The 24,176-nt window shown below is 70.1% G+C and carries 26 protein-coding genes; 24 read left to right on the top strand and 2 right to left on the bottom strand.

The window, feature by feature from the left end; all coding sequences use genetic code 11:
• Positions 1 to 302: 302 nt before the first annotated feature.
• The 18 genes from FNH09_RS28810 to FNH09_RS28725 all read left to right on the top strand — a co-directional run bounded on the left by FNH09_RS28810 (position 303) and on the right by FNH09_RS28725 (position 16,801).
• The gene (locus tag FNH09_RS28810; protein WP_152892835.1) at positions 303 to 1,418 is read left to right on the top strand and encodes an LCP family protein; all 1,116 of its coding nucleotides are present in this window, start codon (positions 303 to 305) and stop codon (positions 1,416 to 1,418) included.
• 148 nt (positions 1,419 to 1,566) lie between these two features.
• Positions 1,567 to 1,791, top strand: a complete 225-nt coding sequence (gene rpmE, locus FNH09_RS28805; RefSeq protein ID WP_003997877.1) for a 50S ribosomal protein L31 — start codon at positions 1,567 to 1,569, stop codon at positions 1,789 to 1,791.
• 108 nt (positions 1,792 to 1,899) lie between these two features.
• Positions 1,900 to 2,976 carry a peptide chain release factor 1 gene (prfA, locus tag FNH09_RS28800; protein ID WP_152892834.1) on the top strand — a complete coding sequence of 359 codons (1,077 nt, stop codon included), beginning with the start codon at positions 1,900 to 1,902 and terminating at the stop codon, positions 2,974 to 2,976.
• Between the two features lie 48 nt (positions 2,977 to 3,024).
• A complete protein-coding gene (gene prmC, locus FNH09_RS28795; RefSeq protein ID WP_162469252.1) occupies positions 3,025 to 3,870 on the top strand; it encodes a peptide chain release factor N(5)-glutamine methyltransferase in 846 nt (281 codons plus the stop codon).
• A 53-nt stretch (positions 3,871 to 3,923) separates the two neighbouring features.
• Positions 3,924 to 4,571 carry an L-threonylcarbamoyladenylate synthase gene (locus FNH09_RS28790; RefSeq protein WP_152892833.1) on the top strand — a complete coding sequence of 216 codons (648 nt, stop codon included), beginning with the start codon at positions 3,924 to 3,926 and terminating at the stop codon, positions 4,569 to 4,571.
• Between the two features lie 52 nt (positions 4,572 to 4,623).
• Complete coding sequence (locus FNH09_RS28785) at positions 4,624 to 5,274, top strand: arsenate reductase/protein-tyrosine-phosphatase family protein (protein WP_152892832.1); 651 nt, start codon at positions 4,624 to 4,626, stop codon at positions 5,272 to 5,274.
• An 84-nt stretch (positions 5,275 to 5,358) separates the two neighbouring features.
• Positions 5,359 to 6,597, top strand: coding sequence for a serine hydroxymethyltransferase (locus FNH09_RS28780; protein WP_152892831.1), 1,239 nt, complete (start codon positions 5,359 to 5,361; stop codon positions 6,595 to 6,597).
• A gap of 129 nt (positions 6,598 to 6,726) precedes the next feature.
• The gene (locus FNH09_RS28775; protein ID WP_162469251.1) at positions 6,727 to 8,115 is read left to right on the top strand and encodes an MraY family glycosyltransferase; all 1,389 of its coding nucleotides are present in this window, start codon (positions 6,727 to 6,729) and stop codon (positions 8,113 to 8,115) included.
• Between the two features lie 302 nt (positions 8,116 to 8,417).
• The gene (locus tag FNH09_RS28770) at positions 8,418 to 8,864 is read left to right on the top strand and encodes a Cg1360 family ATP-synthase-associated protein (protein WP_152892830.1); all 447 of its coding nucleotides are present in this window, start codon (positions 8,418 to 8,420) and stop codon (positions 8,862 to 8,864) included.
• Between the two features lie 210 nt (positions 8,865 to 9,074).
• Positions 9,075 to 9,908, top strand: a complete 834-nt coding sequence (gene atpB / locus FNH09_RS28765) for a F0F1 ATP synthase subunit A (RefSeq protein WP_152892829.1) — start codon at positions 9,075 to 9,077, stop codon at positions 9,906 to 9,908.
• Positions 9,909 to 9,979: 71 nt separating this feature from the next.
• On the top strand, positions 9,980 to 10,210 hold the full coding sequence (atpE, locus tag FNH09_RS28760; protein ID WP_103780068.1) for an ATP synthase F0 subunit C: 231 nt from the start codon (positions 9,980 to 9,982) through the stop codon (positions 10,208 to 10,210).
• 42 nt (positions 10,211 to 10,252) lie between these two features.
• Entirely contained in the window at positions 10,253 to 10,801 is a 549-nt protein-coding gene (locus FNH09_RS28755) for a F0F1 ATP synthase subunit B (protein ID WP_162469250.1), read from the top strand.
• Positions 10,798 to 11,619 carry a F0F1 ATP synthase subunit delta gene (locus tag FNH09_RS28750; protein WP_152892828.1) on the top strand — a complete coding sequence of 274 codons (822 nt, stop codon included), beginning with the start codon at positions 10,798 to 10,800 and terminating at the stop codon, positions 11,617 to 11,619. The genes FNH09_RS28755 and FNH09_RS28750 overlap by 4 nt, the downstream gene beginning before the upstream one ends.
• 142 nt (positions 11,620 to 11,761) lie before the next feature.
• Positions 11,762 to 13,351, top strand: coding sequence for a F0F1 ATP synthase subunit alpha (gene atpA / locus FNH09_RS28745; protein WP_152892827.1), 1,590 nt, complete (start codon positions 11,762 to 11,764; stop codon positions 13,349 to 13,351).
• 21 nt (positions 13,352 to 13,372) lie between these two features.
• Positions 13,373 to 14,290 carry a F0F1 ATP synthase subunit gamma gene (locus FNH09_RS28740; protein ID WP_152892826.1) on the top strand — a complete coding sequence of 306 codons (918 nt, stop codon included), beginning with the start codon at positions 13,373 to 13,375 and terminating at the stop codon, positions 14,288 to 14,290.
• Positions 14,290 to 15,726, top strand: a complete 1,437-nt coding sequence (gene atpD, locus FNH09_RS28735; RefSeq protein WP_152892825.1) for a F0F1 ATP synthase subunit beta — start codon at positions 14,290 to 14,292, stop codon at positions 15,724 to 15,726. Before FNH09_RS28740 ends, atpD begins: the two co-directional genes overlap by 1 nt.
• Positions 15,727 to 15,837: 111 nt before the next feature.
• On the top strand, positions 15,838 to 16,212 hold the full coding sequence (locus FNH09_RS28730) for a F0F1 ATP synthase subunit epsilon (protein WP_152892824.1): 375 nt from the start codon (positions 15,838 to 15,840) through the stop codon (positions 16,210 to 16,212).
• Between the two features lie 142 nt (positions 16,213 to 16,354).
• The gene (locus FNH09_RS28725) at positions 16,355 to 16,801 is read left to right on the top strand and encodes a DUF2550 domain-containing protein (RefSeq protein ID WP_152892823.1); all 447 of its coding nucleotides are present in this window, start codon (positions 16,355 to 16,357) and stop codon (positions 16,799 to 16,801) included.
• A 147-nt stretch (positions 16,802 to 16,948) separates the two neighbouring features.
• On the opposite strand, the gene FNH09_RS28720 is transcribed toward FNH09_RS28725, so the two are convergent.
• Positions 16,949 to 18,775, bottom strand: coding sequence for a glycoside hydrolase family 18 chitinase (locus tag FNH09_RS28720; RefSeq protein WP_152892822.1), 1,827 nt, complete (start codon positions 18,773 to 18,775; stop codon positions 16,949 to 16,951).
• Between the two features lie 239 nt (positions 18,776 to 19,014).
• Between FNH09_RS28720 and FNH09_RS28715 the strand changes: the two genes are divergently transcribed.
• Genes FNH09_RS28715 through FNH09_RS28700 form a run of 4 tightly spaced genes read left to right on the top strand, consistent with a single transcriptional unit; the run spans position 19,015 to position 21,828 of the window.
• Positions 19,015 to 19,710, top strand: a complete 696-nt coding sequence (locus FNH09_RS28715) for a response regulator transcription factor (protein ID WP_152892821.1) — start codon at positions 19,015 to 19,017, stop codon at positions 19,708 to 19,710.
• A complete protein-coding gene (locus tag FNH09_RS28710; RefSeq protein ID WP_162469249.1) occupies positions 19,707 to 21,170 on the top strand; it encodes an ATP-binding protein in 1,464 nt (487 codons plus the stop codon). Before FNH09_RS28715 ends, FNH09_RS28710 begins: the two co-directional genes overlap by 4 nt.
• 50 nt (positions 21,171 to 21,220) lie before the next feature.
• Positions 21,221 to 21,628: a hypothetical protein gene (locus FNH09_RS28705; protein ID WP_152892820.1), complete on the top strand. Its 408-nt coding sequence runs from the start codon at positions 21,221 to 21,223 to the stop codon at positions 21,626 to 21,628.
• On the top strand, positions 21,628 to 21,828 hold the full coding sequence (locus FNH09_RS28700; protein ID WP_152892819.1) for a hypothetical protein: 201 nt from the start codon (positions 21,628 to 21,630) through the stop codon (positions 21,826 to 21,828). The genes FNH09_RS28705 and FNH09_RS28700 overlap by 1 nt, the downstream gene beginning before the upstream one ends.
• A gap of 25 nt (positions 21,829 to 21,853) precedes the next feature.
• On the opposite strand, the gene FNH09_RS28695 is transcribed toward FNH09_RS28700, so the two are convergent.
• Positions 21,854 to 22,426: a cob(I)yrinic acid a,c-diamide adenosyltransferase gene (locus tag FNH09_RS28695; protein WP_152892818.1), complete on the bottom strand. Its 573-nt coding sequence runs from the start codon at positions 22,424 to 22,426 to the stop codon at positions 21,854 to 21,856.
• A 243-nt stretch (positions 22,427 to 22,669) separates the two neighbouring features.
• Between FNH09_RS28695 and FNH09_RS28690 the strand changes: the two genes are divergently transcribed.
• Positions 22,670 to 23,518, top strand: a complete 849-nt coding sequence (locus FNH09_RS28690) for a 3-hydroxybutyryl-CoA dehydrogenase (RefSeq protein ID WP_162469248.1) — start codon at positions 22,670 to 22,672, stop codon at positions 23,516 to 23,518.
• Between the two features lie 170 nt (positions 23,519 to 23,688).
• Complete coding sequence (locus FNH09_RS28685; protein WP_152892817.1) at positions 23,689 to 24,012, top strand: STAS domain-containing protein; 324 nt, start codon at positions 23,689 to 23,691, stop codon at positions 24,010 to 24,012.
• The last annotated feature ends 164 nt before the right edge of the window (positions 24,013 to 24,176 follow it).

The following is a 24,176-nucleotide window of genomic DNA, read 5'->3' as shown; positions in this document are numbered from 1 at the left end:
CTCCCGGCCCCTCCCGCGCCCCGCGCCGTCGTGTTGCCGCCGGTGCCGGGTTGTGCGGCGAGAGCTTCGCCACAGCGGGCTCCCGCGGGGTCGTGGTGGGGCCGGGACGGCCCGCCGGCGGAAGCCGCAGGTGAGCGCCGTGCGGCCCGGTTCGGCGGCCGCGCGCGGTGTACGCGCGGGCAGCGGGGGAACACGGTGGGTCGGGCAACCTCGTGCTCGAGTTCACCCGTCTGACCGGATGGAGTGACGATAAGGCGACAGGGGTTTCCCCCGGTCGAGCGACGCGGAGAGTCGAGGAGTACATGTCTGCCGACAAGACGCCGGAGCCCGCCATACCCGGTGAGCCCGGTACCAGCGGCCCCCGCCGACGGCCGAAGGGCCGCAGCAGGAGCCTGCTGATCACGGCCTGGACGGCGGCCGGCATCGTCGCGCTCGGCGGCGCGGGCGGCGGTTATCTGTTCCTCAGGCTCAACGACAACCTCAAGTCGATCGACATCAACCAGCTGCTGGGCACCGACCGGCCCCCGAAGACCGACAACGGCTCCGAGAACATCCTGGTCCTGGGCTCGGACTCCCGTTCCGGCGCCAACAAGAAGCTCGGCGGCGGCACCGACGACGGCAGCGCCCGCTCCGACACGGCGATGGTCGTGCACGTCTACAAGGGCCACAAGAAGGCCGGCGTGGTCTCCATCCCGCGCGACACCCTCGTCGACCGTCCCGCGTGCACGGACGCCCACGGCGACGTGCACCCGGCCGCGACCGGGGTGATGTTCAACTCCGCGTACTCCACCGGTGGCGCCGTCTGCGCGGTGAAGACGGTCGAGGCCCTCAGCGGGATGCGCATGGACCACTACCTGGAGGTCGACTTCAGCGGCTTCCAGCGGCTCGTCGACGAACTCGGCGGCGTCGAGGTCACCACCACCCGCGACATCAGCGACCACCAGAGCCATCTGGACCTGAAGGCCGGCACCCATCGGCTCACCGGCGAGCAGGCGCTCGCCCTGGTCCGCACCCGGCACGGCGTCGGCGACGGCTCGGACCTCGGCCGGATCCAGCTCCAGCAGGCGTTCCTCAAGGCCCTGGTCACCCAGGTCAAGAACGTCGGCCTCTTCACCAGCCCCACCGAGCTGGTCGACCTCGCCGACACCGCCACCAAGGCCGTCACCACCGACTCCGAGCTGGGCTCGGTGAACTCCCTGCTCGACTTCACGAACGGGCTGAAGAAGATCAGTCCGTCCCATATGACCATGGTCACCCTTCCGGTGCGGTTCGACCCCGCGGACCCCAACCGCGTTGTCGTCGCCGACGCGAAGGCGAAACTGGTCTGGGACGCCCTGAAGGCCGACCGGGCCGTGCCGAGGGCCGCCACCGAGGGCACCGCGAGCGGTGGCGCCAAGGGCGTCGTGACCTCGTCCTGAGCCCCTCGCGGGGGCGCGGGGAATAGATGCGCCCACCTCTCGGTTTTGGGGGATGCGGCCAGTCCTGGCAGACTGGTACGTCGGCTCCGGTTCACGCTCCCGCATCCCGCGGCGGCGACCCGGCGCCCTCCCGAAACTAGGAGACACCTTGAAGCGCGACATCCACCCCGAGTACGTCGAGACGCAGGTCAGCTGCACCTGTGGCGCGTCGTTCACCACCCGTAGCACCATCACGTCCGGAGCCATCCGGGCCGAGGTCTGCTCCGAGTGCCACCCGTTCTACACGGGCAAGCAGAAGATCCTCGACACCGGTGGCCGTGTGGCCCGCTTCGAGGCCCGCTTCGGCAAGGCTGCTGCCGGCTCCAAGAAGTAGCGAGCCCCAATTCGCCGGTCCACGGCCGCGCCCCTCACCGGGGCGCGCCCGGGACCGGCGTTTTTGGTCGCCCGTCTTCCCCTTCGCAACGCAGTACAGGAGCCCAAGATGTTCGAGGCCGTCGAGGAACTCGTCGGTGAGCACGCCGACCTGGAGACGAAGCTCGCCGACCCGTCGGTCCACGCCGACCAGGCGAACGCGCGCAAGCTGAACAAGCGCTACGCCGAGCTCACCCCGATCGTCGGCACCTTCCGCTCCTGGAAGCAGACCGGCGACGACATCGAGACCGCGCGCGAACTGGCCGCCGACGACCCGGACTTCGCCGCCGAGGTCAAGGAGCTGGAGAAGCAGCGCGAGGAGCTTACGGAGAAGCTGAGGCTGCTCCTCGTCCCGCGCGACCCCAGCGACGACAAGGACGTCATCCTGGAGATCAAGGCGGGCGCGGGCGGCGACGAGTCCGCGCTGTTCGCGGGCGACCTGCTGCGCATGTACCTGCGCTACGCCGAGCGCATCGGCTGGAAGACCGAGATCATCGACGCCACCGAGTCCGAGCTGGGCGGCTACAAGGACGTCCAGGTCGCGGTGAAGACCAAGGGCGGCCAGGGCGCCACCGAGCCCGGCCAGGGCGTCTGGGCCCGGCTGAAGTACGAGGGCGGCGTGCACCGCGTGCAGCGGGTGCCGGCCACCGAGTCCGCGGGCCGCATCCACACCTCGGCGGCGGGCGTGCTGGTCACCCCGGAGGCCGAGGAGGTCGACGTGGAGATCAACCCGAACGACCTGCGCATCGACGTCTACCGCTCGTCCGGCCCCGGCGGCCAGTCCGTCAACACCACCGACTCCGCGGTGCGCATCACGCACCTGCCCACCGGAGTCGTCGCCTCCTGCCAGAACGAGAAGAGCCAGTTGCAGAACAAGGAGCAGGCGATGCGTATCCTGCGCTCCAGGCTCCTTGCAGCGGCTCAGGAGGAGGCGGAGCGGGAGGCCGCCGACGCCCGCCGCAGCCAGGTCCGCACCGTCGACCGCTCCGAGAAGATCCGTACGTACAACTTCCCGGAGAACCGGCTCTCGGACCACCGCGTCGGCTTCAAGGCGTACAACCTGGACCAGGTCCTGGACGGCGAACTGGACGCGGTGATCCAGGCCTGCGTCGACGCGGACTCGGCCGCCAAGCTCGCGGCCGCGTAAGGGCGGACGTACCCACGTACGAGGACGAGTACGACACGGAGGACTTGCGTGAACCTGCTGCTCGCAGAGGTGGCCCAGGCCACCCAGCGGCTGGCCGACGCCGGCGTGCCCTCGCCGCGCAACGACGCGGAGGAGCTCGCCGCGTTCGTGCACGGCGTGAAGCGGGGCGCGCTGCACTCCGTGAAGGACGCGGACTTCGACGCCCGCTACTGGGAGGTCATCGCGCGCCGTGAGCAGCGCGAGCCGCTCCAGCACATCACCGGCCGAGCCTTCTTCCGCTACCTGGAGCTCCAGGTCGGCCCCGGGGTCTTCGTGCCGCGCCCGGAGACGGAGTCCGTGGTCGGCTGGGCCATAGACGCCGTACGCGCCATGGACGTGGTCGAGCCGCTGATCGTCGACCTGTGCACCGGCTCGGGCGCCATCGCGCTCGCGCTCGCCCAGGAGGTGCCGCGCTCGCGCGTGCACGCCGTGGAGCTGTCCGAGGACGCCCTGCGGTGGACCCGCAAGAACATGGAGGGGTCCAGGGTCGACCTGCGCCAGGGAGACGCCCTGGCCGCCTTCCACGACCTCGACGGCCAGGTCGACCTGGTCATCTCCAACCCGCCGTACATCCCGCTGACCGAATGGGAGTACGTCGCTCCCGAGGCGCGGGACTACGATCCCGAGCTCGCCCTGTTCTCGGGCGAGGACGGCCTCGACCTCATCCGCGGCCTGGAGCGCACTGCGCACCGGCTGCTGCGCCCCGGGGGTGTCGTCGTCGTCGAGCACGCCGACACCCAGGGCGGCCAGGTGCCGTGGATCTTCACCGAGGAGAAGGGCTGGGCCGACGCGGCCGACCACCCCGACCTCAACAACCGCCCCCGGTTCGCGACCGCCCGCAAGGCGATGCCGTGACCGGCGCGTCCCCGACTTCAGTCCAGCAGTACGTGTACGAGGAGGCCCGCTAGATGGCACGGCGATACGACACCAACGACGCGACCGACCGAGTGACCGGTCTGCGCGAAGCCGCGTCCGCCGTCCGCCGGGGCGAGCTCGTGGTGCTGCCGACGGACACGGTGTACGGCATCGGCGCCGACGCGTTCTCCTCGGCGGCCGTCGCCGACCTCCTCGACGCCAAGGGCCGGGGCCGCTCCATGCCCACGCCCGTCCTCATCGGCTCCCCGAACACCCTGCACGGCCTCGTCACGGACTTCTCCGAGCTGGCCTGGGAGCTGGTCGACGCCTTCTGGCCGGGCGCGCTCACGCTCGTCGCCAAGCACCAGCCGTCGCTCCAGTGGGACCTCGGGGACACCCGTGGCACCGTCGCCGTGCGGATGCCGCTGCACCCGGTCGCCATCGAGCTGCTGACCGAGGTCGGCCCGATGGGCGTCTCCTCCGCGAACCTGACCGGACACCCGTCCCCCGAGACCTGCGACGCCGCGCAGGAGATGCTGGGCGACTCCGTCTCCGTCTACCTGGACGGCGGCCCGACCCCCGGCAACGTGCCGTCCTCGATCGTCGACGTCACCCGTGAGGTGCCGCTGCTGCTGCGGGCCGGCGCGATCTCCGCGGAGGAGCTGCGCAAGGTCGTACCCGACCTCGAGGTGGCGAATTGACGGCCCCCCTCGGCCCCGAGCTCCCGGCCGCCCGCGCGCAGGGGGCACCCCCATGCGTGGCATAGGCAGCGGGGAAGTGACGGGCACCTTCGGGTTCCCGCGTGACACCTTCCGCATCCTCCACGTCAGCACCGGAAACGTGTGCCGTTCGCCCATCACCGAGCGTCTGACCCGCCACTTCGTGACGGACCGGCTCGGCGGTCTGCTGAGCGGCGGGCTGATCGTGGAGAGCGCGGGCACGTGGGGCCACGAGGGCGCGCCCATGGAGGCCAACGCGGAGACCGTGCTGGCCGAGTTCGGCGCGGACGCCTCCGGCTTCGTCGGCCGGGAGCTCCTCGACGAGCACGTCATCACGGCCGACCTGGTCCTGACGGCGACCCGCGACCACCGGGCGCAGGTCATCTCGATGGGCCACTCGGCGGGGCTGCGCACGTTCACGCTGAAGGAGTTCACCCGGCTGGTCCGCGCGATCGACCCGGCGACCCTGCCGCCGTTGGAGGACGGCGTGGTCATGCGGGCCCGCGCGCTGGTGCGGGCGGCCGCGGCGCTGCGCGGCTGGCTGCTGGCCCCGACCGCCGAGGCGGACGAGGTGTACGACCCGTACGGGGCGCCCCTGCCGTTCTTCCGGTCCATCGGCGACGAGATACACGAGGCGCTGGATCCGGTGGTGACGGCGCTCACCGGAGTACCGGCGCGGATGTAGGACGCGCCCCGGCGGTGCCGGGCGCCGCGGGTGCCCCCGGCCTACATTGGACGTACGTCACCGTCGACGCGTCCGGAGTCCATCATGGCCGTCACCCAAGTCCTCGAAGCCGACGTCCTGCGCCGGCAGGACCCCGAGCTGGCCGACGTCCTGCTCGGCGAGCGGGACCGGCAGTCGACGTCGTTGCAGCTGATCGCCGCCGAGAACTTCACCTCGACGGCCGTGCTGGCCGCGCTCGGCTCACCGCTGGCGAACAAGTACGCCGAGGGGTATCCGGGGGCCCGTCACCACGGCGGGTGCGAGTTCGTGGACGTCGCCGAGCGGATCGCGGTGGACCGGGCGAAGGCGCTGTTCGGCGCCGAGCACGCCAATGTGCAGTCGCACTCCGGCTCGTCCGCCGTCCTCGCCGCGTACGCCGCGCTGCTGCGGCCCGGCGACACGGTCCTCGCCCTCGGGCTGCCGTACGGAGGCCATCTCACGCACGGCTCGCCGGTCAACTTCTCCGGACGCTGGTTCGACTTCGTGGGGTACGGCGTCGACGCCGAGAGCGGCCTGATCGACTACGACCAGGTGCGCACCCTGGCCCGTACGCACCGGCCCAAGGCGATCGTGTGCGGTTCCATCGCCTACCCCCGGCACCTCGACTACGCCCTGTTCCGGGAGGTGGCCGACGAGGTGGGCGCCGCCCTCATCGCGGACGCGGCCCATCCCATCGGGCTGGTCGCGGGGGGAGCGGCGCCCAGCCCGGTGCCGTACGCCGACATCGTCTGCGCCACCACGCACAAGGTGCTGCGCGGGCCCCGCGGCGGCATGATCCTGTGCGGCCGGGACCTCGCCGAACGGGTGGACCGGGCCGTCTTCCCGTTCACGCAGGGCGGCGCCCAGATGCACACCATCGCCGCGAAGGCGGTGGCGTTCGGCGAGGCGGCGACGCCCGCCTTCACGCTCTACGCCCATCAGGTGGTCGCCAACGCCAAGGTGCTGGCGGCCGGGCTGGCGGCGGAGGGGCTTGTCGTCACCACCGGCGGGACCGACACCCATCTGATCACCGCCGATCCGGGGCCGCTCGGCGTCGACGGGCGCGCGGCGCGGGGGCGGCTCGCGGCGGCCGGGATGGTCCTGGACTGCTGTGCGTTGCCTCACGGCGACGCCCGTGGCCTGCGCCTGGGCACCGCCGCGGTGACCACGCAGGGCATGGGGGAGGCGGAGATGACGCGGATCGCCGTGCTGCTCGCGAGCGTGCTGCGGGGCGACGTCGACAGCGTCCGGGGCCGGGAGGAGGCACGGCAACTGGCACTGGAATTTCCGCCGTATTCCGGCTGAACGGGGGTAGGCGCACACGGGTGCACAGACTCACGTGCAACCATCGTCGCTACCCGGAAGTCCCCAACCGTATGCGTGCCTCGCTAGGGTGTGGGGCTGAGATGGCCTGCGAGACCTGTGGGGAAGCCCGTGCGTGAATACCTGCTGACGCTCTGCATCACGGCCGCGGTGACGTATCTGCTGACAGGGCCGGTACGCAAGTTCGCGATCGTGGCCGGAGCGATGCCGGAGATCCGGGCACGTGACGTGCACCGGGAGCCCACTCCGCGGCTCGGCGGGATCGCGATGTTCTTCGGCCTGTGCGCCGGACTGCTGGTCGCGGACCACCTCACCAACCTCAACGAGGTCTTCGAGAAGTCGAACGAGCCGCGGGCGCTGCTCTCCGGAGCGGCGCTGATCTGGCTGATCGGCGTCCTGGACGACAAGTTCGAGATCGACGCCCTGATCAAGCTGGGCGGCCAGATGATCGCCGCCGGTGTGATGGTCATGCAGGGTCTGACGATCCTGTGGCTGCCGGTGCCGGGTGTCGGCACGGTGGCGCTGACCCAGTGGCAGGGCACCCTGCTGACGGTCGCGCTGGTCGTCATCACGATCAACGCGGTCAACTTCGTGGACGGTCTCGACGGTCTGGCCGCCGGCATGGTGTGCATCGCGGCGGCCGCGTTCTTCATGTACGCCTACCGGATCTGGTACTCGTACGGCATCGAGGCGGCCGCCCCGGCCACGCTGTTCGCGGCGATCCTGATGGGCATGTGCCTGGGCTTCCTGCCGCACAACGCGCATCCCGCGCGGATCTTCATGGGCGACTCGGGTTCGATGCTGATCGGCCTGGTGCTGGCGGCCGGCGCGATCTCCGTCACCGGGCAGGTCGACCCGGACGTGATGAAGCTGTTCTCCGGGTCCGAGCGCAGCGCCGTGCACCAGATGGTGCCGGTCTACATCCCGCTGCTGATGCCGCTGACCATCATCGCGATCCCGGCCGCGGACCTGGTCCTGGCCATCGTGCGGCGCACCTGGCGCGGCCAGTCGCCGTTCGCGGCGGACCGCGGGCATCTGCACCACCGGCTGCTGGAGATCGGGCACTCGCACAGCCGCGCGGTGCTGATCATGTACTTCTGGTCCGCGCTGATCTCCTTCGGCGCGCTCGCCTACTCCGTGAACGCGGCGTCCATGTGGATCGTGCTCGGCGTGGTCTTCCTCTGCGCGCTGGGCCTGGTGCTGCTTCTGCTGCCGCGGTTCGCGCCGCGCGCCCCCCGCTGGGCCGAGGCGTTCGTGCCGCCGCGCTACCGGCGCCGCAGGGCCCGTGCAGCGGCCGACGCGCAGGCAGCCGCCGAGGCGCCGCCGGAGGAGCGGGTGCCGGACGCAGAGGCCGCTCCGGCCGCGGCCGTGGCCGCCGAGGACGCACCTGCCGAGGACGTGCCCGGGGACGAGGAACTGGCCCCGGTCGCGGCCGGGATGCACGGGGCGTCAGGGGTCAACGGGGCGACCGCAATCGGCGCCCGCGCACGTGTCCGTTGACATCACAAGGTAAGAATCTGACTAGAGCATTGCCAAGTCGTGGGGGAGCAAAGCACCCCAATACCAGACATGTTGGCCGTGTTTTTGCACAGACGCGCAGCGTCAGTCTCATGTGTGACAGCGAGCACACCTACCAGGTAAAGACCTCATCAAATAGTTTGTGATACGGTTCACGAGAACCCGGGGTGGAGCCGAAGGACCGTAATGCGACGGTCCCTTGGCGCGAGGTCACCAACACTCGACCCGGGGCTACGCTCGTCCATGACGACACCCCTGCCCCCCTTGAAAGCGGAGTTGCCGCCATGCCGTCCAACGACGTCCGGATCCTGGCCCAGGCCGCTGTGCCCACGGCTGCCGTCGGCGCGATCGCCGCCGTCGTCAGCGGCGTGGTCGCGGGTGGCAAGGGTGCGGTCGGGGCGATCGTCGCGACGCTGATCGTGATCCTCTTCATGGGAATCGGGCTCTACGTTCTGCAGCGCACCGCCAGATCGCTTCCGCACCTGTTCCAGGCAATGGGTCTGATGCTCTACGCGGCGCAGATCCTGCTGCTGTTCATTTTTGTCGCGGCCTTCAAGCACACGACGCTGTTCAACCCCCGGGCCTTCGCGCTCACGCTCGTCGCCGGCACCCTCACGTGGATCGCCGCGCAGACGCGTGCTCACATGAAGTCCAAGATTCTCTACGTCGAACCCGATTCGACCTCCTCTTCGAAGGGTGACGGGCCCGAAAAGCCGGGTCGCCAGCCGTGAGGGGTAGGGCCGGGATAAAGCCGCACGAGAGATCCTGCTATCGTCCGGTGCCAACTGCGGCATCGCGGGCGCGGGCATCCGAGCTGACGCCTGTTCGATCGCGAGGCGAGATGCCCCTCAGCCGCCCCCACATCCGTTACACCAGTCCCGTGCCGAACCGCGGCCCCGTGCCGCGCCGACACAACGAGGTTGCCGTACCTATGCGCCACGATGAAGGAGCCCGCGGTGAGTGCTGACCCGACGCAGACGCTCGCTTTCGACACGAGCTGCCACCTGTTCGACGGGTGTGGCTTCCCGGCTCCGGGCCTGCACTCGTTCATGTTCGAGCCGCTCTGGGGCGACACCAACGGCCTGTACTTCAACAAGCCGATGCTGCTGGCACTGCTCGGTTCCATCATCGTGGTGGGCTTCTTCTGGGCCGCTTTCGCCAAGCCGAAGCTCATCCCGGGCAAGCTCCAGATGGTCGCCGAGGCCGGCTACGACTTCGTCCGGACCGGCATCGTCTACCAGACGATCGGCAAGCGTGAGGGCGAGAAGTACGTCCCCCTCGCCGTCTCGCTGTTCTTCTTCATCTGGATGATGAACCTCTGGTCGATCATCCCGGTCGCCTCCTTCCCGGTGACCTCGATCATCGCCTACCCGGCGGTGCTCGCCCTGATCGTCTACGTCACCTGGGTCTCGCTGACGTTCAAGCGCCACGGTTTCGTCGGCTTCTTCAAGAACGTCACCGGCTACGACAAGTCGCTCGGTGCGGTGCTGCCGCTGTCGATGACCATCGAGTTCTTCTCGAACCTGCTGGTCCGCCCGTTCACGCACGCCGTCCGACTGTTCGCGAACATGTTCGCCGGCCACACCCTGCTGCTGCTCTTCACGATCGCCAGCTGGTACATGCTGAACGGCATCGGTATCGCGTACTCGGCCGTCTCGTTCGTGATGGTCATCGTGATGACCGCCTTCGAGCTCTTCATCCAGGCTGTCCAGGCGTACGTCTTCGTCCTCCTGACCTGCACCTTCATCCAGGGCGCGCTCGCCGAGCACCACTGAGTCGCTCCCTCACCCAAGAGACATCCGGTGGCCAACCCCCACCGGTCACTGAAAGAGAAGGAAGAACCGGCATGTCCGCTCTCCAGACCCTCGCTGCGGTTGACGGCAACCTCGGCTCCATCGGTTACGGCCTCGCCGCGATCGGCCCGGGCGTCGGCGTCGGCATCATCTTCGGTAACGGCACCCAGGCCCTCGCCCGCCAGCCCGAGGCGGCCGGTCTGATCCGCGCCAACCAGATCCTCGGCTTCGCTTTCTGTGAGGCGCTGGCCCTCATCGGCCTCGTCATGCCGTTCGTCTACTAAGACGAACGACAGCGACAGCCCCATTCGACGAAAGGCACTGATGTGAACCCCCTGGTTCAGCTGGCGGCCGAGGCGGAGAAGGAGAACCCCCTCATTCCGCCGTGGCCGGAGCTCGTCATCGGCCTGATCGCCTTCGTCATCGTCTTCGGCTTCCTCGCCAAGAAGCTTCTTCCGACCATCAACAAGGTCCTGGAAGAGCGTCGCGAGGCCATCGAGGGCGGTATCGAGAAGGCCGAGGCCGCACAGACCGAGGCCCAGAGCGTCCTTGAGCAGTACAAGGCCCAGCTCGCCGAGGCCCGCCACGAGGCCGCGCGGCTGCGCCAGGAGGCGCAGGAGCAGGGCGCCACGCTCATCGCCGAGATGCGCGCGGAAGGCCAGCGGCAGCGCGAGGAGATCGTCGCCGCCGGTCACGCGCAGATCGAGGCCGACCGCAAGGCCGCCGCGTCCGCGCTCCGGCAGGACGTCGGCAAGCTCGCCACCGATCTGGCCGGCAAGCTGGTCGGTGAGTCCCTTCAGGACCACGCCCGCCAGAGCCGAGTGATCGACCGCTTCCTCGACGAGCTCGAGGAGAAGGCCGAGGCGGCTCGATGACAGCACACGGAGCGAGCCGCGAGGCGTTCGCAGCTGCCCGTGAGCGTCTCGACGCGCTGACGGACTCCACGTCCGTGGACGCGGCCCGGCTCGCCGACGAGCTGGCCGCCGTCACCGCGCTGCTCGACCGCGAGGTGTCGCTGCGTCGGGTCCTCACCGACCCGGCGCAGGCCGGTGAGGCCAAGGCGGAGCTGGTCCAGCGCCTGCTCGCCGGCCAGGTCAGCGGCACGACCGCCGACCTGGTGGCAGGCACGGTGCGCTCGCGCTGGTCGCAGCCTCGCGACCTGGTCGACGCGCTGGAGGAGCTGGCGAGCATCGCCGACCTCACCGCCGCGGAGAAGGCGGGCACGCTCGACGACGTCGAGGACGAGCTGTTCCGGTTCGGCCGGATCGTCTCCTCGAACACCGAGCTGCGCGCCGCGCTGACCGACCGCAAGGCGACCGCCGCGGCCAAGACCGAGCTGCTGAACCGGCTGCTCGGCGGCCGGGCGAAGGCCACCACCGAGCGTCTGGTGACGCGTCTGGTGACCGCCGCGCGCGGACGTAGCCTGGAGACGGGACTCGAGTCCCTGTCCACGCTCGCCGCCGAGCGCCGGGACCGTGCCGTCGCCGTCGTCACCTCGGCGGTGCCGCTCAGCGACACGCAGAAGCAGCGCCTGGGCGCCGCCCTTGCGAAGCTCTACGGCCGCAGGATGCACCTCAACCTCGACGTGGACCCCGCGGTCGTCGGCGGGATGCGGGTGCAGGTCGGTGACGAGGTCATCAACGGCTCCGTCGCGGACCGTGTCGAGGACGCCGGCCGCCGACTGGCGAGCTAGCACCCCCGCGGCAATTCAATAAGCAGTACGTAAGCAATTACGGCCCTGGTTGGGCCGTGCAGAGGATTCACCTCTTTCAGGGGGGAGTCCCCATCCCCCCAAAGTGAAACTTCGGGCCCAACAAGGAGAGCAGGGAACCCAGATGGCGGAGCTCACGATCCGGCCGGAGGAGATCCGGGACGCGCTGGAGAACTTCGTCCAGTCGTACAAGCCGGACGCGGCCTCGCGCGAGGAGGTCGGTACGGTCACCCTTGCCGGCGACGGCATCGCGAAGGTCGAGGGTCTTCCCTCGGCCATGGCCAACGAACTGCTGAAGTTCGAGGACGGCACCCTCGGCCTCGCGCTGAACCTGGAAGAGCGCGAGATCGGCGCCATCGTCCTCGGTGAGTTCAGCGGCATCGAGGAGGGTCAGCCGGTGCACCGCACCGGTGAGGTCCTCTCCGTCGCGGTGGGCGAGGGCTACCTCGGCCGCGTCGTCGACCCGCTCGGCAACCCGATCGACGGCCTCGGCGAGATCGAGACGTCCGGCCGCCGCGCCCTGGAGCTTCAGGCTCCGGGCGTCATGGCCCGTAAGTCGGTGCACGAGCCGATGGAGACCGGCTACAAGGCCGTCGACGCGATGACCCCGGTCGGCCGCGGCCAGCGTCAGCTGATCATCGGTGACCGCCAGACCGGCAAGACCGCCCTGGCCGTCGACACGATCATCAACCAGCGCGACAACTGGCGCTCGGGCGACCCGAAGAAGCAGGTCCGCTGCGTCTACGTCGCCATCGGCCAGAAGGGCTCGACCATCGCCTCCGTGCGTGGCGCCCTCGAAGAGGCCGGCGCGCTGGAGTACACGACCATCGTCGCCGCCCCGGCGTCCGACCCGGCCGGCTTCAAGTACCTGGCGCCGTACACCGGTTCGGCCATCGGTCAGCAGTGGATGTACGAGGGCAAGCACGTCCTCATCATCTTCGACGACCTCTCGAAGCAGGCCGACGCGTACCGCGCCGTGTCCCTGCTGCTGCGTCGCCCGCCGGGCCGCGAGGCCTACCCCGGTGACGTCTTCTACCTGCACTCCCGTCTGCTGGAGCGCTGCGCGAAGCTCTCCGACGAGCTGGGCGCCGGTTCGATGACGGGTCTGCCGATCGTCGAGACGAAGGCCAACGACGTCTCGGCGTTCATCCCGACCAACGTCATCTCCATCACCGACGGCCAGTGCTTCCTGGAGTCGGACCTGTTCAACGCCGGTCAGCGCCCCGCGCTGAACGTCGGTATCTCCGTCTCCCGAGTCGGTGGTTCCGCGCAGCACAAGGCGATGAAGCAGGTCTCCGGCCGTCTGCGCCTCGACCTGGCCCAGTACCGCGAGCTGGAGGCGTTCGCCGCCTTCGGTTCCGACCTGGACGCCGCGTCGAAGTCCCAGCTGGAGCGCGGTCAGCGTCTGGTGGAGCTGCTCAAGCAGGCTCAGTACCAGCCGATGCCGACCGAGGACCAGGTCGTCTCCGTGTGGGCCGGCACCACCGGCAAGATGGACGACGTCCCGGTCGCCGACATCCGCCGCTTCGAGAAGGAGCTGCTTGAGTACCTGCACCGCAAGGAGCAGGGCCTCATGACCTCCATCAAGGAGGGCGGCAAGATGTCGGACGACACCCTCACCGCTGTTGCCGACGCGATCGCCGCCTTCAAGAAGCAGTTCGAGACCTCGGACGGCAAGCTTCTCGGCGAGGACGCCCCGGCCGCGGCCAAGTGACGTAAGGAAGGGACCTGACTCATGGGAGCCCAGCTCCGGGTCTACAAGCGTCGCATCCGATCCGTCACCGCGACCAAGAAGATCACGAAGGCGATGGAGATGATCGCCGCCTCGCGTGTCGTCAAGGCACAGCGCAAGGTGGCGGCCTCCACGCCGTACGCGACCGAGCTCACCCGCGCGGTCACGGCGGTCGGTACCGGCTCGAACACGAAGCACCCGCTGACCACGCAGGCCGAGACGGTCGTGCGGTCCGCGGTGCTGCTCCTGACGAGCGACCGCGGTCTCGCAGGCGCGTTCAACTCCAACGCCATCAAGGCCGCGGAGAAGCTGACCGCGCGCCTGGAGGCCGAGGGCAAGCAGGTCGACACGTACATCGTCGGCCGGCGCGGTCTGGCCCACTACAACTTCCGCGAGCGCAAGGTCGTGGAGTCGTGGTCGGGCTTCACCGACGAGCCCTCCTACGCGGACGCCAAGAAGGTCGCGGCTCCGCTGATCGAGGCCATCGAGGCGGACACGGCCGACGGCGGCGTGGATGAACTCCACATCGTCTTCACCGAGTTCGTGTCGATGATGACGCAGACGGCGCTCGACGACCGTCTGCTCCCGCTCAGCCTCGAAGAGGTCGCGCAGGAGGCGGCGCCGCAGGGCGAGATCCTCCCGCTCTACGACTTCGAGCCCTCGGCGGAGGACGTCCTCGACGCCCTGCTGCCGCGCTACGTCGAGAGCCGCATCTACAACGCGCTGCTCCAGTCGGCTGCTTCCAAGCACGCCGCCACGCGCCGCGCGATGAAGTCGGCGACCGACAACGCGGGCGAGCTGATCAACACGCTCTCCCGTCTTGCCAACGCGGCCCGCCAGGCCGAAATCACCCAGGAAATCAGCGAGATCGTCGGTGGCGCCAGCGCCCTTGCCGACGCGACCGCGGGGAGTGACAAGTAATGACGACGACTTCTGAGACGGCCGTTGCCACGGGCCGCGTCGCCCGGGTCATCGGCCCGGTCGTCGACGTGGAGTTCCCCGTCGACGCGATGCCGGAGATCTACAACGCCCTGCACGTCGAGGTCGCAGACCCGGCGAACGAGGGCGAGAAGAAGACGCTGACCCTGGAGGTCGCCCAGCACCTGGGTGACGGCCTGGTCCGCACCATCTCGATGCAGCCCACCGACGGTCTGGTCCGCCAGGCCCCGGTGACCGACACCGGCACGGGCATCACCGTCCCGGTCGGCGACTTCACCAAGGGCAAGGTGTTCAACACCCTCGGCGAGGTGCTGAACGTCGACGAGAAGTACGAGGGCGAGCGCTGGTCCATCCACCGCAAGGCCCCGAACTTCGACGAGCTCGAGTCGAAGACCGAGATGTTCGAGACCGGCGTCAAGGTCATCGACCTTCTCACCCCGTACGTCAAGGGTGGAAAGATCGGTCTGTTCGGTGGTGCCGGCGTCGGCAAGACGGTGCTCATCCAGGAGATGATCTACCGCGTCGCCAACAACCACGACGGTGTCTCCGTGTTCGCCGGTGTCGGTGAGCGCACCCGTGAGGGCAACGACCTCATCGAGGAGATGGCCGACTCGGGCGTCATCGACAAGACCGCCCTTGTCTTCGGCCAGATGGACGAGCCCCCGGGCACCCGTCTGCGCGTGGCCCTGGCCGGTCTGACCATGGCGGAGTACTTCCGCGATGTGCAGAAGCAGGACGTGCTGTTCTTCATCGACAACATCTTCCGCTTCACGCAGGCCGGTTCCGAGGTCTCGACCCTGCTCGGCCGTATGCCCTCCGCGGTGGGTTACCAGCCGAACCTGGCCGACGAGATGGGTCTCCTCCAGGAGCGCATCACCTCGACCCGTGGTCACTCGATCACCTCGATGCAGGCGATCTACGTCCCCGCGGACGACCTGACCGACCCGGCCCCGGCCACCACGTTCGCCCACCTCGACGCGACGACGGTTCTCTCCCGTCCGATCTCCGAGAAGGGCATCTACCCGGCCGTGGACCCGCTGGACTCCACGTCCCGCATCCTGGACCCGCGTTACATCGCGGCGGACCACTACAACACCGCCATGCGCGTGAAGACGGTCCTCCAGAAGTACAAGGACCTCCAGGACATCATCGCGATCCTCGGTATCGACGAGCTCGGCGAGGAGGACAAGCTCGTCGTCCACCGTGCCCGTCGTGTGGAGCGCTTCCTGTCCCAGAACACCCACGTCGCCAAGCAGTTCACCGGCGTCGACGGGTCGGACGTGCCGCTGGACGAGTCGATCGTGGCGTTCAACGCGATCATCGACGGCGACTACGACCACTTCCCGGAGCAGGCGTTCTTCCTCTGCGGTGGCATTGAGGACCTCAAGGCCAACGCCAAGGAGCTGGGCGTCTCCTGAGCCTCGCGCTCTTGACGAGGGGGCGGGCGCGTCCCGCCCCCTTCGTCACGCCCACTAGACTTGTAACCAACACCCGGCAGACCCGCCGGGTGGTGACCCGAGGAGCCAACCTTGGCTGCTGAGCTGCACGTCGCGTTGGTCGCGGCCGACCGAGAGGTCTGGACCGGCGAGGCGACCCTGGTCGTCGCGCGCACCACGTCCGGCGACATCGGCGTCATGCCCGGTCACCAGCCGCTGCTCGGTGTGCTGGAGTCGGGCCCGGTGACCATCCGTACGCGTGAGGGGGGAACGGTCGTCGCCGCGGTGCACGGCGGTTTCATCTCGTTCGCGGACAACAAGCTGTCGCTGCTGGCCGAGATCGCCGAGCTTTCGGACGAGATCGACGTCCAGCGCGAGGAGCGTGAGCTGGAGCGCGCGAAGGCGGAGGGCGACGCCCACGCCGAGCGTCGTGCGGACGTACGACTGCGCGCGGCGGCAGCGCGCTAGCAGGCGCGCTGTGCCATGACGTCCCTCAGCCGCGGCTGGGACCGGAGCGATCCGGTGCCGGTCGCGGCTGAGGCAGATCTGGATGTTTTTTCCGTTCCGTTATCTATTTACGGTTCTCTAGGAGACGAGGAGGTCGGTGCCGATGGTCCTCGCTCTGACTGTGTGCGCAATCGTCGTCGCCCTGGTGGTGGTGGGGCTGTTCGTCTTCGGACTGCGGCGCAGACTCATCCAGCGCTCGGGCGGCACCTTCGACTGCAGCCTGCGCTGGGACGTCCTCGAGAAGTCCGACACCAGCGGCAAGGGCTGGAGCTACGGCGTCGCCCGCTACAACGGCGACCGCATCGAGTGGTACCGGGTCTTCTCCTACGCCCCCCGCCCGCGTCGCATCCTGGAGCGCGCGTCGATCGAGGTGGCCGGCCGCCGGCTGCCCGACGGCGAGGAGGAGCTGGCGCTGCTGTCCGACTCGGTGATCCTCGCGTGTCTGCACCGCGGCACCCGTCTGGAACTGGCGATGAGCGAGGACGCGCTGACCGGTTTTCTCGCCTGGCTGGAGGCGGCCCCGCCCGGACAGCGGGTGAACGTCGCCTGAGGCTCGGCCTGACGGTCCCCCCCCGGCCGCGGAGCGGTTGGGGGAGGGTGAACGTGGCCTGAGGCTCGGCCTGACGGTCCCCCCGTACGACAACGCTCCCCTGGACCAGGTCCAGGGGAGCGTCGGTCTTTCAGCCTCCGAACTGTTCTACGACAGTCCGCTGTTGAGGGCGCTCACCAGCTCACCGTTGCTGGTGTCGCCGCTGAACTCCCAGAAGAAGGCGCCGCCGAGTCCCTGCGACTTGGCCCAGGCCATCTTGGTGCCGATGGTGGCCGGGGTGTCGTAGGACCACCAGTTGTTGCCGCAGAAGGCGTACGCCGTGCCGGCGACGAGGCCGGTGGAGGGGCAGGACGTCTTGAGGACCTTGTAGTCCTCGATGCCCTGCTCGTAGGTGCCGGCCGCCGGGCCGGTCGCGGTGCCGCCGGGCGCCGCCTGGGTGACGCCGGTCCAGCCGCGGCCGTAGAAGCCGATGCCGATGAGCAGCTTGCTGGCGGGCACGCCCTTCGCCTTGAACTTGGCGATCGCGTCGGCGGTGGTGAAGCCGGGCGTCGGGATGCCGCTGTACGAGGTGAGCGGGGAGTGCGGGGCGGTCGGGCCCTGGGCGTTGAACGCGCCGAAGAAGTCGTACGACATCACGTTGTACCAGTCGACGTACGCCGAGGCGCCCGCGTAGTCGGCGGCGTCGATCTTGCCGCCGGAGGTGCCGTCCGCCGTGGTGGCCGCGGTGACCAGGTTGTTCGAGCCGAACTTGGCGCGCAGGGCCTGCATCAGGTTCTTGTAGGCCGCCGCACCGCTGCTGTCGCAGGACAGACCGCAGGCGTTGGGGTACTCCCAGTCGATGTCGATGCCGTCGAAGACGTCGGCCCAGCGCGGGTCCTCGACCAGGTTGTAGCAGGAGTTGGCGAAGGCGGTCGGGTTGGCCGCGGCCTGCGCGAAGCCGCCGGACCAGGTCCAGCCGCCGAAGGACCACAGCACCTTGATGTTCGGGTACTTGGCCTTCAGCTCACGGAGCTGGTTGAAGTTGCCGCGCAGCGGCTGGTCCCAGGTGTCGGCGACGCCGCTGACCGCCTGGTCGGCGGTGAAGGCCTTGTCGTAGTCGGCGTAGGAGTCGCCGATCGCGCACTGGCCGTTGGTGACGTTGCCGAAGGCGTAGTTGATGTGCGTGATCTTGGCGGCCGAGCCCGAGGTCACCAGGTTCTTGACGTTGTAGTTGCGGCCGTAGATGCCCCACTCGGTGAAGTAGCCGAGGCGGACCTTGTCGCCGGTGGGCGGGGGAGTGGTGGTGCCACCGGTGGTGTGCACCGAGACGGCGCCGCTGACCGGACCGGTCTGGTCGGCGGTGTCGCGGGCCTGGACGGTGTACGAGTAGTCGGTGCCGGCGGTGAGACCGGTGTCCGTGTACGAGGTCGTCGTCACGGTCGCGACCTTGGTGCCGCCGCGCAGGACGTCGTAGTTCTTGACGCCCTTGTCGTCGGTGGCGGCGCTCCAGGACAGCTGCACCGAGGTGTCGGTGATGCCGGAGGCGGTCGGGGTGCCCGGCGCGCTGGGTGCGCTGTCGCCGGGGACCGTGGTGTCGCCGTCACAACTGCCGCCGTTGAGCTTGCAGTTGGAGGGCGAGCCGGTGCCGGCGCCGTTGAAGCCGAAGGAGACGGAGGCGCCGGCGGCGAGGGCGCCGTTGTAGGACTTGTTCTTGGCCGTCCAGTGGGTGCCGGAGGACGTGACGTCGGCGTCCCAGGCGGAGGTGACGGACGTGCCGGAGGGGAAGTCCCACTCGATCGTCCAGGAGCTGATGGCCGTGGTGCCGGTGTTCTTCACCGTCCACTTGCCCTCGAAGCCGGTGCCCCAGTCCTGGGTCTTGGCGTAGGTGGCGGTGGCGGTGGTCGCGGCCTGAGCGGGGCTCGCGAGGCCGACCAGGCCCGCCAGGGGGAGCAGCAGGGTGGCGAGCCCTGCCGTCGCTCGTTGTCTGAAGCGCATTCCGCGCCTCCTCAGGGGGAGTTGGGGGGAGGGGCGTAACTGAGCCTTCACGCCCACGGTGCCCGTGAGAATAGAAAGGTCTGGACCATAGGTCAATAGGTCTGGACCACTATGGCAGTTGAGAAGTGGAGTCCTCAACTCCGGTGCGAGGATAGCCCGTTGCCCCAACAGCCTCAGGCGCACCCTGCGTCGCACACCGTGCCGCACCCCCGTGCGACCGGGCGCCGTACGCTGACCGCATGAGTGACAGGGCCTGCCCCGGGACGGTTCTGGTGGTGGACGACGACCCGGCCATCCGGCGCTCGCTGGAGCGCGGACTGCGGCTGAGCGGCTTCTCCGTGCGGACGGCGGACAGCGGACGGGCCGCCCTGGACGCCGTCCGCGAGGCGCCGCCGGACTTGCTCGTCCTCGATGTGTCGATGCCCGGCACGAGCGGCATCGAGGTGTGCGCGCGACTGCGCGCCGACGGCCAGGACCTCCCCGTGCTGATGCTCTCGGCACTGGACGAGACCGCCGACCGGATAGCCGGGCTCCAGGCGGGCGGGGACGACTATCTGGTCAAGCCCTTCGCCCTCCAGGAGCTGGTGCTGCGCCTGCGGGCGCTGCTGCGACGCAGGCCGCCGGCCGGGGAGGTGCTGCGGGTGGCGGGCCTGGTCATCGACCCGGCCGCCCGTACGGCGCTGCGGGACGGGCGGAGCCTGGAACTGACCCGGCGCGAGTTCGAGCTCCTGGAGGTGCTCGCCCGCAACGCCGGACTGGTCCTCACCCGCGACCAGCTCCTGGAGCGGGTCTGGGGCTACGACGTCGACGTCCGCACCGACGCAGTCGACACCTTCGTCAGCTATCTGCGGCGCAAGCTGGAGGCCGACGGACAGCGGCGGCTGGTGCACACCGTGCGCGGGGTGGGCTTCGTGCTGCGGGGCGAGCCGTCGTGAGGCTGTCGACCCGGATCGGGCTCGCGGTCGGGGTGACCGTGCCGCTGCTGGTGCTGGCCTCCGGCTGGCTGCTGCTCCAACTGGTCTCCCGCGATCTGCACCGCGCCGAGGACGACCATCTGCGAGCCCGCGCCGCCGCCGTGGTGCCGGACGCACGCGCCCTGCTGCGCGTCTCCGCCGCCGACCGGCCCAAGGCGGCCGACACCCGGGAGCGGCGGCTGTACAGCGCGGTCCTCGACGTCGGCGTACGGGTCGTGGGGCCCGGCGGCACCTTCAGCGGCGGGCCGCAGCCGGACGCCTCGGTCGCACTGCCGCGCCGGACGCCGGGACCGGTCACCGTGCGGGCGGGCGGCACCAGTTGGCGCGCGCTGTCGGTGCCGCTCACCACCGTGCACGGCTCCGGCACCCTGTGGGTCTTCTCGCCCGACGCCGCCGACCGCGCCCAACTGCGCCTGGTCAGGCGGCGGGTGGCCGTGACGTCGCTGCTCGCCGCACCCCTGTCCGGCCTGCTGGCCTGGGGCATCGCCTCCGGCGCGGCCGGTCCGCTCAGGCGTCTTGGCCGCCGTACGGCCGGACTCGACCCGCGCACCAGCACCGCCCGGCTGCCCGACGAGCCGACCGGAGTCACCGAGGTCGACGAACTCGCGGCCACCCTGCGCACGGTCCTGGCCCGCTACGACGAACAGGCCGCCCGCACCGCCGAGGCGCTCGACACCGCCCGCTCCTTCTCCGCGGCCGCCTCCCACGAACTGCGCACCCCGCTGATGAGCATGGGCACCAACCTCGACATCCTCACCGCCCACCCCGAGCTCCCGGAGCCGGACCGCACGGAGGTGCTGGCCGACCTGCGCGGCGAACACGCCCGGCTGCTCGGCCTGCTGGTGATGCTGCGGGAGCTGGGCCGCGGGGACCTGGTGGAGGCGGAGGCGCTGCGCGACGTGGACGTGACGGAGGCGGCGGACGCCTCGGTGGCCCAGGCCCGACGGCGGGCTCCCGACGCACGGATCACCCTCGACGCGGCGCCCGGGCTGACGGTCCACGGCTGGGAGCCGGGACTGCGGCTGCTCCTGGACAACCTGCTGGCCAACGCGCTGGCTCACGGACGCGACGCACAGGGCCGGGCGACCGTGGCGGTCGGGGTCCGGCGCGCCGGGGAGCAGATCGTGGTCACGGTCGACGACCGGGGACCGGGGGTGCCGCCGCAGGACCGCGCCCGGGTCTTCGAGCGGTTCCGGCGGGGCCCCGCCAGCTCCGGTTCCGGACTCGGTCTGACGCTGGTGGCCCAGCAGACCGCGCTGCACCGGGGGACCGTCGGCGTGACCGAGGGCCCGGCCGGGGCGGGTGCCCGCTTCGAGGTGCGGCTGCCGTCGACCGGCGGGGACCTGCCCGGCCGCCGCGACTGGCTGATCGGCACAGCCGGGGCAAACCGGTCACAGAGTTTCCCCAAAGAGACTTCCTAACCTCCGACGCGTCGGACGGCCACGGTGGCCGTCCGGGAACGGAGGAGGACATGCACGCACGGCGAAGGCACCTGTTCGTGGGGCTCGCCACGGCGGCCCTGCTGGCGGGCGGTACGACGGCCGCGACCGCCCTCACCACCCCCGCGCCCGTCCCGACGGACGACGGAGCGCAGGCCCTCTGCAAGCGGCTGCCGAAGCTCGACGACCGGATCGACCGCGCCCTGACGCGGCTGAACGGGGACGCCGGCACCCGCGGTTCGGTCGCCCGCCTCCAGCAGCGCGTGGACAACGCGGAGGCGGCCGGGCACAAGGCGGTCGAGACGTACCTCCAGGACCGGCTCACCTTCCGCAAGTCCCTGGTCACGACGCTCCAGCAGCGCCAGAAGGACCTGGCCGACGTGAAGACGTGGTGCCAGGACAACGACAACGGCAAGGGCGACGGCGGGGGGCGGAGCTGATGCGCCGCACAACCCTGGCGGCGGCCGCCGTCGCCCTGCTGGCGGGCCTCACCCTCGGCTGCACCGGCCCCGGCGGCACCACGGGCAAGGCCCCCGCCACCCCCGCCGGCTACAGCGGGATGCGGCAGAAGGTGGACGCCGCCGAGTCGGCGCTCGCCCGGGCGGACCGGGACGCGGCGCGGGACGACACCGGCCGCTGAGCGCCGCGGGCCGGGGGCGCTGCGCTCAGCGCTCCCCGCCCGGGACCCAGAGCACGTCCCCGACCGCCTTGTTCGCCGTACGGGCCAGGATGAACAGCAGGTCCGAGAGCCGGTTGAGGTAGGTCGCGGTGAGCGGGTTCATCACCTCGCCGTGCGTCTCCAGGGCCGCCCAGGTCGAGCGCTCGGCCCGGCGTACGACCGTGCACGCCTGGTGCAGCAGGGCCGCGCCCGGGGTGCCCCCCGGCAGGATGAACGACCGCAGCTTCTCCAGCTCCGCGTTGAAGCGGTCGCAGTCCGCCTCCAGCCGGTCGACATAGGACTGCTCCACCCGCAGCGGCGGGAACTCCGGGTCCGCGACGACCGGCGTCGACAGGTCCGCGCCCACGTCGAACAGGTCGTTCTGGACGCGGCCGAGGACCGTGACGATCTCCTCGTCCAGGGCGCCCAGCGCGATCGCGACGCCGATCACGGCGTTCGCCTCGTTGGCGTCGGCGTACGCCGAGATCCGCGGGTCCGTCTTGGCGACCCGGCTCATGTCGCCGAGGGCGGTGGTGCCCTGGTCGCCGGTCCTGGTGTAGATGCGTGTCAGATTGACCATGAGGCCAGCGTAGTGACGCCCCGCCGGTGCGGAACACCCGTGTGCCCCACCCCTCACGGCGAGGCCGGGATGCCCCGATACGCCGTCCGGGGCGGGCTCCGGCGCCTGCCGGTGTGATGTCCGTCAGATGAGACGTGACGCGCGTTACTAACCGGTCACACAGCGCCGTGCGAGCGCTAGGGTCCGCCGAAGAGTCAGACATAAACAGCGTGTTAGTCACGGTTGCAGTAGGGGAGTCGCACAGTGGCACGGAAGCTTGCCGTCATCGGAGCCGGCCTCATGGGTTCCGGCATCGCCCAGGTCTCCGCGCAGGCGGGCTGGGACGTCGTCCTGCGTGACGTCACCGACGAGGCGCTCAAGCGTGGCACCGACGGGATCAAGGCGTCGTACGACAAGTTCGTCGCCAAGGGCAAGCTGGAGGCGCAGGACGCCGAGGCCGCGCTCGCCCGTATCACCGCGACCACCGACCTGGACGCCGTCGCCGACGCCGACGTCGTCGTCGAGGCCGTCTTCGAGAAGCTGGAGGTCAAGCACGAGATCTTCCGCGCGCTCGACAAGATCGTGCGCGAGGACGCCGTGCTCGCCTCCAACACCTCCGCCATCCCGATCACCAAGATCGCGGCGGCCACCGAGCGCCCCGAGCGGGTCGTCGGGGTGCACTTCTTCTCGCCGGTGCCGATGATGCAGCTCGTCGAGCTCGTCCGCGGCTACAAGACCAGCGACGAAGCCCTCGCCACCGCCCGGGAGTTCGCCGAGTCCGTAGGCAAGACCTGCATCGTCGTCAACCGTGACGTGGCCGGCTTCGTGACGACCCGCCTGATCTCGGCGCTCGTCGTCGAGGCGACCAAGCTGTACGAGTCGGGCGTCGCCTCCGCCGAGGACATCGACCTCGCCTGCAAGCTGGGCTTCGGCCACGCCATGGGCCCGCTGGCCACCGCGGACCTCACCGGCGTGGACATCCTGCTGCACGCCACCGGCAACATCTACACCGAGTGCCAGGACGAGAAGTTCGCGCCGCCGGAGCTGATGCGCCGGATGGTTGACGCCGGTGACATCGGGCGCAAGAGCGGGCAGGGCTTCTACACGTACTGAAACGCCGGGTACGTATCGGCGCCGAAACCGCACAGACCCCGGGGGGATCACCCCCGGGGGTGAATTCGGTATCGGTTCGCTTACAGACGGCAACCAGGTGGCTGCTGAAGCAGTCAAAGGTTGCACAGTCATCGTCACGGAGTTCGCCACCGCACTCTCGGGGAGCGCATATGTACATCAGGGGCGACCACGCCGAGCTGGTCGTCGGGGGCCGCCTCGACGTCCGCAGCGCGGCGGACGCCCGTACGGTCCTGCACTCGGCCGTCGACGACGGGGTCGGCGATCTCGTGCTCGACCTGTCCGGACTCGACTCCTGGGACGCCACCGGACTCGGGGTGATCATGGGGGTCCACCGGCGGGCCGGCCGCATCGGCCGACGCCTGGTGCTGCGCGGCGTGCCGCCGCAGATGCAGCGCCTGCTGGTGGCCACCCGGCTGCACCGGATCCTGGCGATCGAGGGCGGCATCGGCGTGGAGTCCCTGCCCCGGGTGTGACGTCCGGCACGAGGGCGCGCGGCCCCGCGCAGGCGGTCCCCGACCGGTGCGGCGACGCCGGACGGGTCCCAGGACGCGCCCGGACCGGCGCGGTGCGACCGCAGCGGCGCAGGAGTGCCGACGAGGACGGGCGGAGGTGCCGGGACCGGCGGACGGGGTCCGGG

It is taken from the genome of Streptomyces adustus (genome assembly GCF_009377175.1).
Taxonomy (GTDB): Bacteria; Actinomycetota; Actinomycetes; order Streptomycetales; family Streptomycetaceae; genus Streptomyces; species Streptomyces adustus.
The sequence above is the reverse complement of the archived record's forward strand: the minus strand, read 5'-3'. Positions and strand labels throughout refer to the sequence as shown.